General features: G+C 71.0%; 15 protein-coding genes. 9 read left to right on the top strand and 6 right to left on the bottom strand.

The genetic code is table 11. The annotated features are described in order from the left end of the window. The first annotated feature begins 3 nt into the window (after window positions 1-3). Window positions 4-723 (top strand): class I SAM-dependent methyltransferase, encoded by a 720-nt coding sequence (locus R2B38_RS08550; RefSeq protein WP_318015685.1) that lies wholly within the window; start codon window positions 4-6, stop codon window positions 721-723. 118 nt (window positions 724-841) lie between these two features. Further along, window positions 842-1,306, top strand: a complete 465-nt coding sequence (locus R2B38_RS08545; protein WP_318015684.1) for a DoxX family protein — start codon at window positions 842-844, stop codon at window positions 1,304-1,306. 110 nt (window positions 1,307-1,416) lie between these two features. On the opposite strand, the gene R2B38_RS08540 is transcribed toward R2B38_RS08545, so the two are convergent. Continuing rightward, a complete protein-coding gene (locus R2B38_RS08540) occupies window positions 1,417-2,025 on the bottom strand; it encodes an RNA-binding S4 domain-containing protein (protein WP_318015683.1) in 609 nt (202 codons plus the stop codon). A gap of 1,383 nt (window positions 2,026-3,408) precedes the next feature. On the opposite strand from R2B38_RS08540, the gene R2B38_RS08535 reads away from it, so the two are divergent. From R2B38_RS08535 to pip, 4 genes are read left to right on the top strand one after another with little or no spacing between them, the layout of a single operon-like run. After that, complete coding sequence (locus R2B38_RS08535; protein WP_318021609.1) at window positions 3,409-4,770, top strand: M20/M25/M40 family metallo-hydrolase; 1,362 nt, start codon at window positions 3,409-3,411, stop codon at window positions 4,768-4,770. Next, the gene (locus R2B38_RS08530; RefSeq protein ID WP_318015682.1) at window positions 4,767-6,293 is read left to right on the top strand and encodes a YfcC family protein; all 1,527 of its coding nucleotides are present in this window, start codon (window positions 4,767-4,769) and stop codon (window positions 6,291-6,293) included. Before R2B38_RS08535 ends, R2B38_RS08530 begins: the two co-directional genes overlap by 4 nt. Window positions 6,294-6,322: 29 nt before the next feature. Next, window positions 6,323-7,015, top strand: a complete 693-nt coding sequence (locus tag R2B38_RS08525) for a uracil-DNA glycosylase (protein WP_318015681.1) — start codon at window positions 6,323-6,325, stop codon at window positions 7,013-7,015. A gap of 44 nt (window positions 7,016-7,059) precedes the next feature. Next, window positions 7,060-8,022 carry a prolyl aminopeptidase gene (gene pip / locus R2B38_RS08520; protein WP_318015680.1) on the top strand — a complete coding sequence of 321 codons (963 nt, stop codon included), beginning with the start codon at window positions 7,060-7,062 and terminating at the stop codon, window positions 8,020-8,022. Between the two features lie 9 nt (window positions 8,023-8,031). Here the strand turns inward: pip and R2B38_RS08515 are convergent, their stop codons facing one another. Further along, window positions 8,032-9,492 carry a LamG domain-containing protein gene (locus R2B38_RS08515; RefSeq protein WP_318015679.1) on the bottom strand — a complete coding sequence of 487 codons (1,461 nt, stop codon included), beginning with the start codon at window positions 9,490-9,492 and terminating at the stop codon, window positions 8,032-8,034. Between the two features lie 15 nt (window positions 9,493-9,507). Next, window positions 9,508-10,176 (bottom strand): GntR family transcriptional regulator, encoded by a 669-nt coding sequence (locus tag R2B38_RS08510; protein WP_318015678.1) that lies wholly within the window; start codon window positions 10,174-10,176, stop codon window positions 9,508-9,510. A gap of 169 nt (window positions 10,177-10,345) precedes the next feature. Here R2B38_RS08510 and R2B38_RS08505 point away from each other — a divergent pair, with 169 nt between their 5' ends. The 3 genes from R2B38_RS08505 (at window position 10,346) to R2B38_RS08495 (ending at window position 13,961) form a co-directional block, all read left to right on the top strand. After that, window positions 10,346-11,818 (top strand): NCS1 family nucleobase:cation symporter-1, encoded by a 1,473-nt coding sequence (locus R2B38_RS08505; RefSeq protein WP_318015677.1) that lies wholly within the window; start codon window positions 10,346-10,348, stop codon window positions 11,816-11,818. Between the two features lie 5 nt (window positions 11,819-11,823). Further along, window positions 11,824-12,543 (top strand): aspartate/glutamate racemase family protein, encoded by a 720-nt coding sequence (locus tag R2B38_RS08500; protein WP_318015676.1) that lies wholly within the window; start codon window positions 11,824-11,826, stop codon window positions 12,541-12,543. Window positions 12,544-13,013: 470 nt separating this feature from the next. After that, window positions 13,014-13,961: a glycoside hydrolase family 6 protein gene (locus R2B38_RS08495; protein ID WP_318015675.1), complete on the top strand. Its 948-nt coding sequence runs from the start codon at window positions 13,014-13,016 to the stop codon at window positions 13,959-13,961. Between the two features lie 50 nt (window positions 13,962-14,011). On the opposite strand, the gene R2B38_RS08490 is transcribed toward R2B38_RS08495, so the two are convergent. The 3 genes from R2B38_RS08490 to R2B38_RS08480 form a co-directional block, all read right to left on the bottom strand. Then, window positions 14,012-14,488 carry a GNAT family N-acetyltransferase gene (locus R2B38_RS08490; protein ID WP_318015674.1) on the bottom strand — a complete coding sequence of 159 codons (477 nt, stop codon included), beginning with the start codon at window positions 14,486-14,488 and terminating at the stop codon, window positions 14,012-14,014. Next, complete coding sequence (locus tag R2B38_RS08485; protein WP_318015673.1) at window positions 14,485-14,919, bottom strand: RidA family protein; 435 nt, start codon at window positions 14,917-14,919, stop codon at window positions 14,485-14,487. Before R2B38_RS08485 ends, R2B38_RS08490 begins: the two co-directional genes overlap by 4 nt. Window positions 14,920-15,002: 83 nt before the next feature. Further along, window positions 15,003-15,668: a hypothetical protein gene (locus tag R2B38_RS08480; RefSeq protein WP_318015672.1), complete on the bottom strand. Its 666-nt coding sequence runs from the start codon at window positions 15,666-15,668 to the stop codon at window positions 15,003-15,005. Window positions 15,669-15,719 lie beyond the last annotated feature (51 nt).

Here is a 15,719-nt window from a genome sequence, read left to right as displayed (position 1 = left end):
GAAATGCGTGAGGGATACGAGGGGACAGGCCCCGGGGCGATCACCCCGGACGGCTGCGCGGTCGAGCTGTACTCGCGGCTGTCGATCGGTCAGGAGCCGGAGATCATCGCCGCGGCCGTGCCGGCGGGTGCGCGCATCCTGGAGCTGGGCAGCGGGGTGGGGCGGATGACCCACCCCCTCCTGGAGCGCGGGTTCACGGTCACGGCGGTCGACGAATCCGCCGAGATGCTGGAGCGGGTCAAGGGCGCGCGCACGATATGCAGTCCGATCGAGAACCTCGATCTGGGCGAGACCTTCGACGTGGTGATGCTCGCGTCGTTCCTGGTACACGCCGGGGACGCCGAGGTGCGGCGCGGACTGCTGCGGACCTGCGTGCGGCATGTCGCGCCGGGCGGCTGCGTGCTGATCCAGCGGGAGGGCGAGGACTACCACACGAACCTGCCGCGCGAGCGCATCGATCCCAGTGGCTTCACCGTGCGGATGGTGTCGGCGGAGCCGGTCGGGGAGGGGGTCGACTCGGTGCGTGCGGAGTATGTGTTCCCGGACGCGGTCTGGACCCAGACGTTCCTGTCCCGGCCGCTCACGAAGGACCAGTTCGAGGAGGCGCTGGCGGAGGCGGGACTGAGAGTGGACAGCTATCTGACGCCGGACCGGATATGGGTGAGGGCGGTGCCGGTGCCGGTGCCGGTGGCTGCGACTGAGACTGCGACTGCGGAGGACTAGCGGACGCGTGGGCCGGCTGACTCGCGGAGGAAAACCCCTGCGGCGGCGATGAGTTCGAGGGCGAGGGTCGGTCTACCCCTGTGACAGCAACACCGACCGCTTCCCACAGGAGAACCTCATGTCCGAGACCGTCGCTTCCGTAGCCTCCGCCGCTTCCGCCACCTCCCGCACCGTCGTCGCCGAGTCCGCGACCACGCGCGGTCGCCGTGCCCGGATCGCGCTGCGTGCCCTCCAGGTGCTGATCGCCCTGTTCTACGGCGTCGCGAGTGCGCTGCCCAAGCTGATCGCGAACTCGTCGGCCGTGGAGTCCTTCGACAAGATCGGCTGGGGCAGCGGAGCCATGTACACCATCGGGGCGCTCGAACTGGCCGGAGCCGTCGGGCTGTTGGTCCCGCTGCTGCAGTCGGTGGCGGCGACGGCGCTCAGCGCGCTGATGGTGGGCGCGTTCGTCGTGCAGATGACCGTGTTCCACGGAGTGAACGCGGCGACACCGTTGATCCTGATCATTCCGCTCGCCCTGATCGCCTGGGCACGGCGGGGGCAGAACGCGGAGTTGCTGCGGGTGGTACGACGACGGGCGTGATCGGTGCGGTACGGCTGACAGCGACGACCGTGGCTATAGCTGTGGCTATCGCTGCGGCTGAGCGCAGGGTGACCGGTGGCGTCCGGTGGGCCTAGGGCCCGTCCCGGACGTCATCGTTGCGGGTCGCGTCGGGTACTGCGGCGTGCGTCTCGGCGGGTGTCCCGGTCCCGGTGAGCATCGGGAGCGGCGGCGGGGTCGGGGCCGGCGCCGGGGAGGCCGCGCAGGCGTTCCAGGTCTCGGCGGTCGCGCTTGGTGGGGCGGCCGGTACCGCGGTCGCGGATGCCGGCCGGGGCGACGGCCTCGCGGGGTGGGGGCGGTGGGGAGTTGTCCACGTAGCACTGGACGGCGACCGGGGGGCCGACCCGTTTGCGGATGACCTGCTTCACGATGACGACGCGCTCGTGGCCCTCGTGACGGAGGCGCACCTCGTCGCCGACGTGGACGGAGTGGGCGGGCTTCACCCGCTCACCGTTGACACGGACGTGGCCGCCCTTGCAGGCGGCGGCGCCCATGGAACGGGTCTTGACCAGACGGACGGACCAGATCCAGCTGTCGACGCGGACGCTCGCACCGTTGGCGGGACCGGCGGCCTTGGCTGCGGCCACGGCATCGCTGTGCGGCTCAGCCGCAGGGCTCTGGGGCGCGTCGGTGTTCCGGCTCGTCGTGGTCGCGCCGGTTCCGTTGTCGCCGTCGGTCTCGTCCGCACCCTCGGAAGCCATGCCCCGACTTTAGTACCCCGAGGCGGACGGCTCCGGCGGGTTTCGGCCGCCGACCTGAACACGGGGCTCCTTGCTACGCCGGGCCTGCGGGCTGTGGCGCCGGGGTGTGGCCAGGGTTGCGGCTGTGGCGCCGGGGTGTGGCCAGGGTTGCGGCTGTGGCGCCGGCGTGTGGCCAGGGTTGCGGCTCCGGTTCCGACGTGTGGCCAGGGTTGGGGCTCCGGTTCCGGTCCTGGCCCCAGTCCCGGTTCCTTGCCCGGGGTTCGGCCCCGGCGTGTGGCCACGGTTGCGGCTTTGGTTTCGGCCCTGGCTCCAGTCTCGATTCCGGCTCGGGTCCAGTTCCGGCGCGTGGCCACGACTGCGGCTCCGGTTCCGACCCTGGCCCCAGCCTCGGCTCCGGCCCGGGGCTAGTCCTGGCAGTCCTAGTAGTCCTGGCCTGTGACCACGCGGCTGCGGCTGCGGCTGCGGTTCCGGTTCCGGCTCTGGCCTTGGCCCCAGCCTCGGCTCCGGCCCGGGGCTAGTCCTGGCAGTCCTAGTAGTCCTGGCCTGTGACCACGCGGCTGCGGCTCCGGTTCCGGCTCTGGCCTTGGCCTTGGCCCCAGCTTCGGTCCCGGCCCGGGTCCAGCCCGGCCCGTGCCCGGAGTGCGACCTCGTCTCCGACACTGGGCCTTGGTCCCCGGCACTGAGACCCGGCGCCGGCCTCGCTCCGTCCCCGGGCCTGGCCCCCGACCCAGCCTGCGGTCTGCAACGCCCAGCCTGCAGCCCCCAACCCTCAGACCGCAGCCTCCAACCCCCAGCCTGCGGTCTCCAGCCTCCGACCTCCGGTCTCTCCCCACCCGGCACTCGTCTCCCAGGCACAAGTCTCCCGACGAGACCCGAGACCCGAGACCCGAGACCCGAGACCCGAGACCCGAGACCCGAGACCCGAGACCCGAGACCCGAGACCCGAGACCGGAGGCCTGAGACCTGAGACCGGAGGCCTGAGACCTGAGACCGGAGGCCCGAGACCGGAGGCCTGAGGCCTGAGACCGGAGGCCTGAGACCGGAGGCCTGAGACCGGAGGCCTGAGACCGGAGGCCTGAGACCGGAGGCCCGAGACCGAAGGCCCGAGGCCCGAGGCCCGAGACCCGAGACCGGAGGCCTGAGGCCTGAGACCTGAGACCTGAGACCTGAGGCCCGAGGCCCGAGGCCCGAGACCTGAGGCCCGAGACCCGAGGCCGGAGGCCCGCGGCCCGCGGCCGGAGACCCGCGGCCCTGGAACCCCGCCCCCGCCCGGCACCCCCCTGGCCCACCCCGGATGCACCCCCACTCCGTACCGCAGAGGCTGTTTTCCGAGGTCGTAGCGGCCGCAGCCGGAGTAGAGACGAGGGGTCGGGCGTGGAGGACATGGCAGCGAAGGTCGACGCGTTGATGGACGGGCTCCGGGCCGACCTCGTGCGGCTGGCCGCGATTCCCTCCGTGGCGTTTCCCGGGTTTCCGGCCGAGCCGGTGCAGGAAGCGCATGACCTGCTCGTCGAGTTGCTGCGCGGGGCCGGAGTCGGGCACATCGAGCGGATCGAGCTGCCCGACACCGCGCCGGTGATCTTCGCGGAGATTCCGCCGCCGGACCCCGGCGCCCCCACCGTTCTTCTCTACTCGCACTACGACGTCCAGCCGCCCGGGGACGAGGAGTTGTGGCACTCGCCGCCCTTTGAGCCGACCGCCGTGGAGGGCGGGTTGCGGGCTCGCGGTGTCGCGGACGACAAGTCGAACGTGATCGCGCATCTCGGGATGCTGCGGGCGTACGAGGGGCGGCCGCCGGTCGGCGTGAAGATCGTGTTCGAGGGACAGGAGGAGTACGGCAGCCCCTTCGACACCTACCCGCCGACCGACGCCGAGCGCTTCGCCTGCGACGCCATGGTGATCGCCGATCTCGGCAATCTCCGCCCCGGCACCCCGACCCTGACCACCGGACTGCGCGGCGCGGCCGAGGTGGTCGTAGAAGTGCGGACTCTTGAAGAGCCGCGTCACAGTGGGGAGTTCGGCGGTGCGGCGCCCGACGCGTTGCTCGTGCTGCTCAAGGCTCTGGCCACGCTGCACGACGTGCACGGGGATGTGGCCGTGGAGGGGTTGCGGCGGGAGAAGTGGGGCGGGGCGACGTACACGGAGGAGGAGTTCCGTGAGTTGGCGGGCGTGTGCGACGGGGTTCCGCTCATCGGTGGCGGGAGTCTCGGTGAGCGGCTCTGGAGCGGGCCGGCGATCACCGTCGTCGGGCTGGACGCGCCCGGTGTCGATCACGCGGCCTCGGCGGTCGTGCCGTATGCGCGGGCCAAGCTCAACCTTCGTTTTCATCCGCGACAGGATCCCCACGAGGCGCGGGCGCGGCTTGTCGATCACCTCAACTCCCTTACGCCCTTTGGTGTTTCGCTCACCGTCACCCCGGGCGACACCGGCCCTGGTTACGAGGCCGCGACCGGCGGGCCCGCCTACCGTGCCGCCCTCGCCGCGCTGGCGGAAGCCTGGGGCGCCGAGCCGTCGTATGTCGCGACCGGGGGTTCGATCCCGCTGGTCAACGGGCTCGCGCGGGCCGCGCCCGACGCCGAGGTGCTGCTCTTCGGCGCGCAGGACAGCATGTGCAATCTGCACGCGCCCAACGAGCGGGTGCTGTTCTCGGAGCTGCGGAACACGGTCGTCGCGATGTGCGCGTTCGTCGAGCGATACGCGGCCGACTTCCGGGGCCGGAGTCAGGACGGGGCGGCGGGCGTATGACTACCACCGACGACCCGCAGACCACCCAACAGCCGCCGCACAAGCCGAAGTTCACCTTCCCCAGCGCGTTGACCGTCCTGGCGATCGTCACCGTCGCCGTCTGGCTGCTCGCGTTCCTCGTCCCGTCCGGGCAGTACGACCGCAACGCCTCCGGCGCCCCGATCCAGGGCACTTACCACCGCGTCGACTCCGGCCAGAGTTTCGTCGACCGGCTGAACGACCTGTTCCTCGCGCCCGTCAACGGCCTCTACGGCATCCAGGACGAGAAGACCGGCCAGGTCGGCCCGGATCTGGCCGGTGAACTGTACGGCAGCGCGGGCGTGTTCCTGTTCGTGCTCGCCATCGGGGCGTTCATCACCGTGGTGTTCGCGACCGGCGCCCTCGACCGGGGCATCGGCCGGCTCGCCCACCGGCTGCGCGACCGCGGCGCGTTGCTCATCGCCGGGATCATGGTCGTCTTCTCCGTGCTCGGCACGGTCGAGGGCTTCGCCGAGGAGACCCTCGGTTTCTACGGCCTGATCGTGCCGTTGATGCTGGCACTCGGCTACGACCGGATGGTCGCCGTCGGCACGATCATCCTCGGCGCCGGGATCGGCGTGCTCTGCTCGACCGTGAACCCCTTCGCGACCGGCGTCGCCTCCTCCGCCGCGGACATCTCGCTCGGCGACGGCATCGTGCTGAGGTTCGTGATGTGGGTGGTGCTGACGGCGGTGACGGTGGCGTACGTCATCCGGTACGCGCGCCGCGTGCGGCGGAACCCCGAGCGGTCGATCACCGGGTTCCTGCCCGGCGACCGGGACCAGGACGCCGCCTCGGAGGCCGAGGAACCCGAACTGACCGGGCTGCACAAGGCGGTTCTGGTCACCATGGGCCTGGTCTTCGCCTTCATGATCTTCTCGGTGGTGCCGTGGGCGAGCGCCCTCACCGGCGACGCGGACGCCAAGCCGTACGGCTTCGAACTCGGCTGGTCCTTCCCGCAGTTGGCGGCGCTCTTCCTGTGCGCGGCCGTGCTGATCGGGCTGGTGGCGCGGATGGGGGAGCAGAAGCTCAGCTCGATGATCATCCAGGGCGCCGCCGACTTCATCTCGCCGGCGCTGGTGATCGTGCTGGCGCGCGGGGTCACCGTCATCATGAACAACTCGAAGATCACGGACACGGTCCTGCACTCCATCGAGGGCATCGTGAAGGGCACCTCCTCCGGCGTCTTCGCGATCATCGTCTTCGTCGTGAACCTGCCGCTGGCCTTCCTGATCCCGTCCACCTCCGGCCACGCGACCCTCGCCATGCCGATCCTCGCCCCGCTCGCCGACTTCGCCGGGGTCTCCCGCGCGGTCGTCGTCACCGCCTGGCAGGCCGCCAGCGGCTGGATGAACCTCTGGGTGCCGACGACCGCCGTCACCATCGGCGGGGTGGCGCTGGCGAAGGTCGGCTACGACAAGTACCTAAGGTTTGTATGGCCGTTGCTGGCGCTGCTGTTCCTGATGATCTGCGGGTTCGTGGCGTTCGGCGCGATCCTCACCTGAGCCGATGAGGACATGAATACGGTGGCCGCATGAACCTGTCCGACCTCGACCACCGGATCACCGGCTGCCGGGCCTGCCCCCGCCTGGTCGCCTGGCGCGAGGAGGTCGCCCGCACCAAACGCGCCGCCTTCGCCGACTGGACGTACTGGGGCCGCCCGGTACCCGGCTTCGGCCCCGCCGACGCGCCGCTCCTGATCATCGGCCTGGCCCCGGCCGCGCACGGCGCCAACCGGACCGGCCGCATGTTCACCGGCGACCGCTCCGGTGACGTCCTGTACGAGGCCCTCCACGACGTCGGCCTAGCCTCGCAGCCGACCGCCGTGAGCGCCGACGACGGCCTGGAACTGTACGGCGTGCGCATCACCTCGCCGGTGCGCTGCGCCCCGCCCGCCAACAAGCCCACCCCCGAGGAGCGCGACACCTGCCGTCCCTGGCTCGTCGACGAACTCACCCTGCTGCGGCCGACGTTGAAGGCCGCGGTTGTCCTCGGCGCCTTCGGCTGGCAGGCGGCGCTGCCCGCGTTCGCGGCGGCGGGCTGGCAAGTCCCGCGCCCACGGCCCGCGTTCGGGCACGGCGCCCGGGTCTCCCTCGACGGCCTCGACCTCTTCGGCTGCTTCCACGTCAGCCAGCGCAACACCTTCACCGGCAGACTCACCCCCGCGATGCTGCGGGACGTCCTGCGCACGGCGGCCGGGGCGGCGGGGCTGCCGACCACGCCGTAGCGAGGCCGGGGACACCGGAGCCGTAGCGAGGTTAGGGTCGCGGGATGGGCCTGTATCCGGAGATCGAACCGTACGACCACGGCATGCTCGATGTCGGCGACGGCAACCACATCTACTGGGAGACCTGCGGAAACCCGCACGGCAAGCCCGCCGTCGTGCTGCACGGCGGCCCGGGGTCGGGCTGTTCCCCGCGCCCCCGGCGGTACTTCGACCCCGCCGCCTACCGGATCGTGCTGCTCGACCAGCGCGGGTGCGGACGGTCCAGGCCGCACGCGAGCGCGTACGACACCGACATGAGCGTGAACACGACGGCCCACCTCATCGCCGATCTGGAGCTGCTGCGGCGGGAGTTGGGGATCGAACGGTGGCTGGTGTGGGGCGCGTCGTGGGGGTCGGTGCTCGGGCTGCGGTATGCGCAGACGCATCCGAGTGTGGTGTCGGAGCTGGTGCTGACGTGCGTCGCCACCGGGTCGAATCCCGAAGTGGCCTTGCTGACCAGGGGACTTGGGAAGCTCTTCCCGGAGGCCTTCGAGGCGTTCGTCTCCGAACTCCCCGCCGCCGAACGGGAAGGGAACCTCGCCGCCGCCTACAACCGGCTCATCGAGTCGCCCGACCGGGCGGTGCGGGAGCGGGCCGCACGCGCCTGGACCGACTGGGAGACGGCGATCGTCCCGGCCCCGCCGCGCTCCGAACCCCGGTACGAGGACCCGGAGTTCAGGATGTGCTTCGCCCGGACCGTCACGCACTACTTCGGCAACGACCACTTCCTGGGGGAGGGAAACGAGGAGGGCGTCGTGCTGCGGGACGCGCCCCTCCTCAAGGACATTCCCGGCACCCTCGTCCAGGGCAGCCTCGATCTCGGCAACCTCCTCGGTGTCGCCTGGCGGCTCCAACACGCCTGGCCCGGGAGTGAGTTGGTGGTCGTGGAGGAGGCCGGGCACAACACGGGCGCGCCCGGTGTCGCGGAGGCACTGGTCGCGGCTACGGACAAGTACGCCCGCCGCTAGCCCAGTTGGTCAGCCGACGCGCGCCGCCGCCACCGGTCGGGCCGTCACGTCGTAAGTCCCGCTGCTCTTCGAGGAGTTGACGCTCCACCGGTAGCGCGAGAACTCGCCCGTGGTGTCGGAGGCGTAGAACATCATGTGGCCGATGCCGACGCCCTGGAGGTTCTCGCCGGGGACGTTGCTGACCATGCGGGTGTCGGGGTATGTGGGGTAGTTGGTCAGGGCGTGGACGCCGTGCGGGTCGGAGGTGCAGTCGACGATCTCGACGGCGTACTGCGTCTCGCCGGTGAAGTCGGCGGTGCCGCTGAAGACGCCCTTGACCTCGCGGACCATGACGATGTGGCCGGTGTTGTCGGGGTCGCTGCCCTGGTAGTCGACGGCGATGATGTCGCCCGGCTGGAGCTCGGCGACCTTGCGGACGCGCTGGAAGCGGGGGCCGGCGGTGCCGTTCAGGAAGGCGGCGCAGTAGTCGGCGGCCTCCGGGACCTTCTCCTGGAAGTACTGGAGGAAGTAGGCGTCGCTCGCCCAGCCGTAGGTGTGCCTGAGGACGCCGGTGACGAAGGACGCGCAGCGGGCGCGGGCCACCCAGCTCGCCGGGTCGTCGGGCGTGCCCCAGGTGAGGGTGGCGCCCGGGTCCGTCCGGTAGACGTTGTTCAGGCGGGCCGTACGGCCGCTGACCAGGGCGATCTCGTCGGCGGTCAGGGCGCGGGCGTAGGTCCGTACGTCGTCGATCGCGCCCTTGAAGCGGTTGACGGGCGCGCCGTCGAAGCGGGCCCGGCCGATGGAGAAGCCGGAGGTCGCGGCCCAGGACAGGGTGGTCGCGGCGCTGCCCTGCGCCTGCCCGTCGACGTACAGCCGGATCTGTGTGCCGTCCCAGACGCCGGTCAGATGGGTCCAGATGCCGGGACCGGCCGGTGATGCGGCGACGGCGGACACCTTGGCCGTCTGGTCCTCGCTGCGGACCTTGAAGGCCCAGGTGGAGACGGTGTTGTCGTACTGGAGGAGGAAGCGGCTGGTCGTCGCGCCGTCCTGGCTCACCGCCGTGTACATGGTCGCCGGGTCGGCGTCGCTCGCCAGGCGCACCCACGCCGAGACGGTGAAGGGGGCGGTCGTGTCCAGGACGGAGTCCGTGGCCGCGTACGCGCCGGACGTCCCGTCGAGGCTCAGCTCGCCGCCCGCGCGCAGCGCCGTCCAGGTCGCGCCGGAGCCGAGCGTCACGGGGTGCTCGCGGCCGGAACGGTCGGTACCCGAACCGTCCAGCGGCCAGTGCCCCGCCAGCCCGTCCACCAGATACCCGGCCGCCAACAGCCGCTGATATCCCACCAGTTGCTCGGCCTGCGCCAGATGCGGAGCGCCGACCGGCGTGAACGGGGTGTCCAGCGCCACGTCCGCCACGGCCACCCCCGCGCCGGTCATCGTCCCGACCCCCACGAAGGCGGCGGCTCCGCCCAACAGGCCACGTCTGCTGACCATGTCCACTCCCCTTGCCTACGGCTGCGCGTCGTCCCCGAACAGATGCCGGACCGTGGAACGGTAGTTGGTCCGCACATGGGCCAGCGCGTGCGCGCGGGCGCGGTCCGGGTCGCCGGATGCGATCGCCTCGTACAACTCGCGGTGTTCCACAAGGAGTTGGGGCCACTCCTCGTTCCGTCGGGTCATCCAGCGCAGGCGGCCCGCGACCGGCTCCAGGGCAGCGGTCAGCAGCGTGTTGCCCGCTATCGCGACGATGCTGTCGTGCAGGCGGCTGTTGATGTCCGTGATCAGCTCGGCGTCGCCCGCCTCGGTCGCGGCGGCCGCACGGTCGAGGAGTTCCTCCACCTCGGCCAGTTCCTCCGGTGTCGCGCGGGACGCGGCGAGCCCGGCCGCGTAGACCTCCAGGGCCTCGCGCAGTTCGAAGAGTTCCTGCACGTCGTTCGGGGTGAGACGGCGTACGACCGTGCGGCGCGGGGTCTCGAAGTGCACGAACCCCTCGGCGACCAGCGCGCGGATCGCCTCGCGGACCGGCACCCGGGAGACGCCGAAGCGTTCGGCGAGCTCGCGCTCGACCAGCCGGTCACCGGGGCGGAGGCGACCGGCGATGACGTCCTGCCGCAGGGTGGCCAGGACGCGCTCGCGCACCGCTCCGAGGGGTTCGATCTTCGCTGACGTGGAGCTCATGGGGTTATCTTCGCCGACTCCGGGGGTGTTTTACGGAGCGTTAACAACGGAGACATCGGTCGGAACGGTTGACGGGAGGACTATGACGGCAGTTTGGTATACCAAACGACACCGGAAGCCGTCCTGCACCTCCCTCCCATCGCTCCCGTCCCCTCGCCCTGGAGGCCCCGTGTCCCTCGCCGACCGTGCCGAAGCCACCGGCACGCCAACGTTCGTCCCCGACCCCCGGCTCACCAACGAAGACCTCGCCCCCGCCGACAAGCGGAACTGGAAGGTCTTCGACCTCTTCGCCATGTGGATGTCCGACGTCCATAACCTCGGCAACTACACGTTCGCCGCAGGCCTGTTGGTCCTCGGCATGAACGTCTGGCAGGTCTTCACCTCCCTGCTCGTCGGCTTCGTGCTCATCTACGTAGGCATGAACTGGATGGGCAGGATCGGGCAGGCGCACGGCGTCCCGTTCCCGGTCGTCAGCCGCATCAGCTTCGGCGTCTGGGGCGCCAACATCCCCGCCCTCATCCGGGCCGTGATCGCCATCATGTGGTACGGCATCCAGACCTACCTCGCCTCCGTCGCCGTCAACGTGATGCTGCTGGCGGCCTGGCCGGGCCTGGAGTCCTGGACTCACCACTCCTTCCTGGGACTTGACGCGCTCGGCTGGGTCTCCTTCGTGTCCCTCTGGCTGATCCAGGCGGTGATCATCAGTCAGGGCATGGAATCCGTACGGAAGTTCCAGGACTTCTGCGGTCCCGCGATCTGGCTGGTGATGATCGCGCTGGCCATCTGGGTGCTGGCGAAGGCCGGTTGGTCGATCTCCCTCACCTCGACCCCGCACCCGGTCTCGTTCGGCGAGCAGTGGCGGCAGTGGTTCGGCGCGATCGGGCTGATCCTCGCGACGTACGGCACGCTGATGCTCAACTTCTGCGACTTCTCGCGCTTCGCGCCGGACTACAAGACCGTCCGCCGCGGCAACTTCTGGGGCCTGCCCATCAACTCCACGGCGTTCGTGGTCGTTTCGGTGATCGTCACGGCCGGTTCGCTGGAGGTCTGGGGCCAAGCCATCACGGATCCGGCGGAGTTGGTCGCCAAGGTCGGCAACACCTGGGTGATGGTGCTCGGCGCGTTCACGTTCGCCGTCGCCACCATGGGCGTCAACATCGTCGCCAACTTCGTCTCACCGGCGTACGACCTGGCCAACGTCTGGCCGCAGAAGATCACCTTCAAGATCGGCGGCATGATCAGCACGGTGGCCGCGCTGGTCGTGACCCCGTGGAACCTGTTCTCCAACCCCACGGTCGTCAACTACTTCCTCGGCGGCCTCGGTGCCTTCCTGGGCCCGCTGTTCGGCGTGATCATGGTCGACTACTACTGGGTGAAGCGCGGCCGGGTCGATGTGCAGGCGTTGTTCGACGCGACCCCCGGCTCCCGCTACTACTACCGGGGCGGCGTGAACCCCAAGGCACTCGCGGCGTTCCTGCCCGCGGCGGCGGTCGCGGGCGTACTCGCACTGGTGAAGACGTTCAGCGACGTGGCTCCGTACTCGTGGTTCATCGGTACGGCGCTGGGCGCGGGCCTGTACGTACTGATCTGCCGCACCGACCGGGCCGCCGCCGAACCCGCTCCCGAGCCGCTGGAGGTCTGACCCGCGTGCGCATCGTCGTCACCAACTGCAACACCACGCAGGAGATGACCGAGGAGATCGTACGAGGTGCCCGGGCCGCCGCAGGCCCGGGCACCACCGTGACCGGGCTCACCCCGGAGTGGGGCCCCGAGTCCGCGGAGGGCTGGCTGGACAGCTACCTCTCGGCGGCGGCCGTCATGGACCTCCTCCGGACGTACGAGGGCCCCGCCTACGACGCCGTCGTCATGGCCGGCTTCGGGGAGCACGGGCGGGAGGGCGTGCGGGAGTTGGTGGACGTACCGGTCGTCGACATCACCGAGGCGGCCGCCCATCTGGCCTGTCTGCTGGGCCGGCGCTACGGCGTCGTCACCACGCTGGAACGGTCCTGCGGCCAGATCGAGGACAGCCTGGAGCTGGCGGGGGTGGGCCGGAACTGCGCGGCGGTGGTGGGGACGGGGCTGAGCGTCCTCGACCTCGGCGGCGACGAGGCCCGAACGGAGGCGGCGTTCCTCGCGGCGGCGGAGCGGGTGTGTGCGGCGGGGGCGGAGGTGTTGGTGCTGGGGTGTGCCGGGATGACGGGGTTGCAGCGGGTGGTGGGGGAGAAGCTGGGGTTGCCCGTCGTGGACGGGGTGGGGGCGGGGGTGAAGCTGGCGGAGTCGCTGGTGGGGTTGGGGCTGAGGACGAGCAGAGCGGGGAGTTTTGCCAGGCCGGTGGTTAAGCGGAGGGGGTGGGGGCGGGGGGCCTGACGGGGGTGGGGCGGCGGTTTGAGTTCGGCGTGCGGGTGGGTGGGGGCGGCGGTCTTGAGGGGGGGGTGCCGGTTTGAGTTCGGCGTGCGGGTGGGTGGGGGTTGCTCGCGCAGTTCCCCGCGCCCCTTCAGGGCGCCTCAGTTGGCCCGGGCTTCAAGGGGGGCAAGCTCTAAAGAGGCGCGAGGCAGCGGCTTTTAAGGGGCGCGGGGAACTGCGCGACCAGCCACGACGGCGCAGCACCCGCAAAACGACAGATCCCGGCACCCCCTACCGCGCCGCATTCCCCGCCGCACCACACCCCCGCTACGCCGCACCCTCGTCGTACCGCACCGCCCCCGCACCCCACCCCCCGTCGGGGTGATCTTCCCCCGCCCCGCCAAGTCACGCACCGGGCCAACCCCGAGCGCCCTGCAAACTCCGGGAAGGACAAGCCGCCGCTCAGTCACCCGCGCGGCAAGAACGGAGCCACCTTGCCCACCCCGGTACGCCGAGCCCTCCTCGCCACCCTCCTCGCAGGCCTCTGCTGCGCCGGGGCGGCACGCGACGTACCGGAACCCTTCTGGACCGCCCCCGACTCCCGGGCCGCACAGCAGGCAGCCGCCTGGCGCGAGGCCGACCGCACAGCCGACGCCACGCTGATGGACCGCATCGCCGCCAGACCCGAGGCCGAGTGGCTCAACGGACCCGACCCCGGCCCGGTCGTCCGCGCCCGCACCACCGCCGCCGCCCAGGCAGCCCGCACCGCCGTACTCGTGGCGTACTACATCCCGAACCGGGACTGCGGCCAGTACTCCCTCGGCGGCGCCCCCACTGCGGCGGCCTACCGCACCTGGATCGACGAGTTCGCCGCCGCCCTCGGCGACCGGGGCGCCTACGTGATCGTCGAACCGGACGCGGTCGCCCAGGTGGTCGCCGGTTGCACCCGCGTCACGGCGAGCGAACGCTACGCACTGCTCGCCTACGCCGTCGACCACCTCAAACGGCGACCGAACACCCACGTCTACCTCGACGCGGGCAACTCCAGCTGGATCCCCGAGGCCTGGCGACTGGTCGCCGCGCTCAAGGCGTCCGGCGTCGACCGTGCCGACGGCGTGGCCCTGAACGTCTCCAACTACCAGACGAACAAGGCGAGTTCGACGTACGGCGACCAACTCTCCAACGACCTCGCCGGCAAGCACTACGTCATCGACACCAGCCGCAACGGCAACGGCCCCTACACCGGCACCGACGCGTGGTGCAATCCACCCGGCCGTGCCCTCGGCACCCCGCCGACGACCCGCACGGACAACCCCCTCCTCGACGCCTACCTGTGGGTCAAACGCCCCGGCGAGTCCGACGGCACCTGCCGAGGCGGCCCGGCGGCAGGCCAGTGGTGGCCGTCGAACGCCCTCGAACTGGCCCGCAACGCCCGCCCCTGACCCACGACTTGTGCCTCACGACTTACGAGTCACGGCTCACGGCTTACGCCTCACGGCTTGGGCTCCCACACGTACCGCACATCCGGCTCCCGCTCCTCGTTGCCGCTGCCGTCCGTGAACTCGACGGCGACGAAGCCGTGCCGCTCGTAGAACCGGTGCGCGGGCTTGTTCACCTGGAACGTCCACAGCTCCAGGCCCCCCGGACTCCGCTCCTTCGCGAGCCCGACGAACCGGTCCCCGAGCCCGCGTCCCCGCCAGTCCGGTTCGAGATACAGCTGCGACACCTCATCCCCGTTGATCACCATCAGCCCCACGATCCCACCGCCGTCCCCCGCGTCGGCCACCCAGATCTCCCGCAACGGCACGACGACGTCCCGGAAGTAGTCCCGCACGTCGTCGGCGGACCGCGGACTGACAACGGTCGGCAGCGCGGCGGCGAACGAACGCAGCCACACATCGGCGGCGGGCCGCGCATCGGGCGCGGCCGCCCGCCGCAGCGTGACGACGGCCTCGGGGTCGGGGTTCACGACTGAGACACCTCTTCCTCTGCCAGCGCTTCTTCCGGTACGACAGCGGTCGCCGTGATCTCCACCAGCTGCCCGGTGTACCCGAGGCAGGCCACGCCGATGAGCGTGGACGAATGCGGCCCCGCACTGAGCCCGGACGCCTCGACCACCTCCCACACGGCAGACAACACCGAGGGCTCGCTGCTCACGACGTACACGTCCGTCGCGACGACGTGCCCCAAGTCGCTCCCGACCGCCCGCAGTTGCTCCGCGAGATTCACCACCACCTGCTCGGCCTGCCGCACCGCGTCCCCCACACCGACCACCTTGCCGTCGACGTCGAGCGGAACCGCCCCGGCGAGAAAGGCGAGCTTCGTACCGGCCTCGACGACGGTGGCGTGGGAGTAGGTGGGCGGCGGGAAGAGCGTGGGGACGGTGACGCGTTCGAGCACGGGGTCTCCCAGAAATCGGTCGATCGGTCACCGGCGGCCGGTAGTTGGCGGTCGGCGGTCGGCACAGTGCGGGCGTCAGCCGATCACATGGACGGGGCGCCCGCATCCGAATTTCCCCCGGCCAGTCTGCGTTCGCACTCCTGCGCAAGGAACGGGTACGCCTCGGCGATGGCCGCGTAGACCCGCCGCCGGAGCGACTCCTCGGCCGCGATCCGTCCGGCACCCCCGTGCAGCCCGCTCAACAACTCGTCGTAGCGGGCAAGTTGGCATAGCAGATAGTCGACCTTCCACCGATCGGGCGAAGCGGCGCCATCCGGCACCGGCCCCCGCCGTTCGCGATGCTCGACCGCCAGCGCCGTCAGCTTCTGCGGAGCCAGTCGCGGCACGTCGATCGGTTCCGCCGCGATCCGCGCCAGCACCTCCCGCCGCCTGCGCCGGGCAGCGATCCGCGCCGCGGCCGACCTCCGCGCGGCAGCCGCCGAAACGGCCCGGAACTCGCCACTCCGCTCGGCGGCCTCGACCCGCTTGACGCAGTACAGCCGGATGCGCGGCGCCGCCCGGGAATGGGAACTGACCCGCAACAGATCGGGTTCACCGAGCAGTTGACGCACCATCCCGGCCGTCCATCCCCGCGCGCGCAGCCCGGCGGCCGAGAGATGCGTACGAGTGGCGTGCGCGTCGCCGCCGTCCTCCGCGTCCCGCCCCTGCTTCCGCTCCCGCCCACTCTCATGCGTCTCGTGTGCTGCCATCGACCGCTCCCCGTGGTGACTCTCAGTGACCACTCCAGTGAAGCGCGTGCC

Source organism: Streptomyces sp. N50, from assembly GCF_033335955.1.
GTDB lineage: Bacteria > Actinomycetota > Actinomycetes > Streptomycetales > Streptomycetaceae > Streptomyces.
Note: the sequence above shows the minus strand (reverse complement) of the source record. Positions and strands in the feature narration are given on the sequence as shown.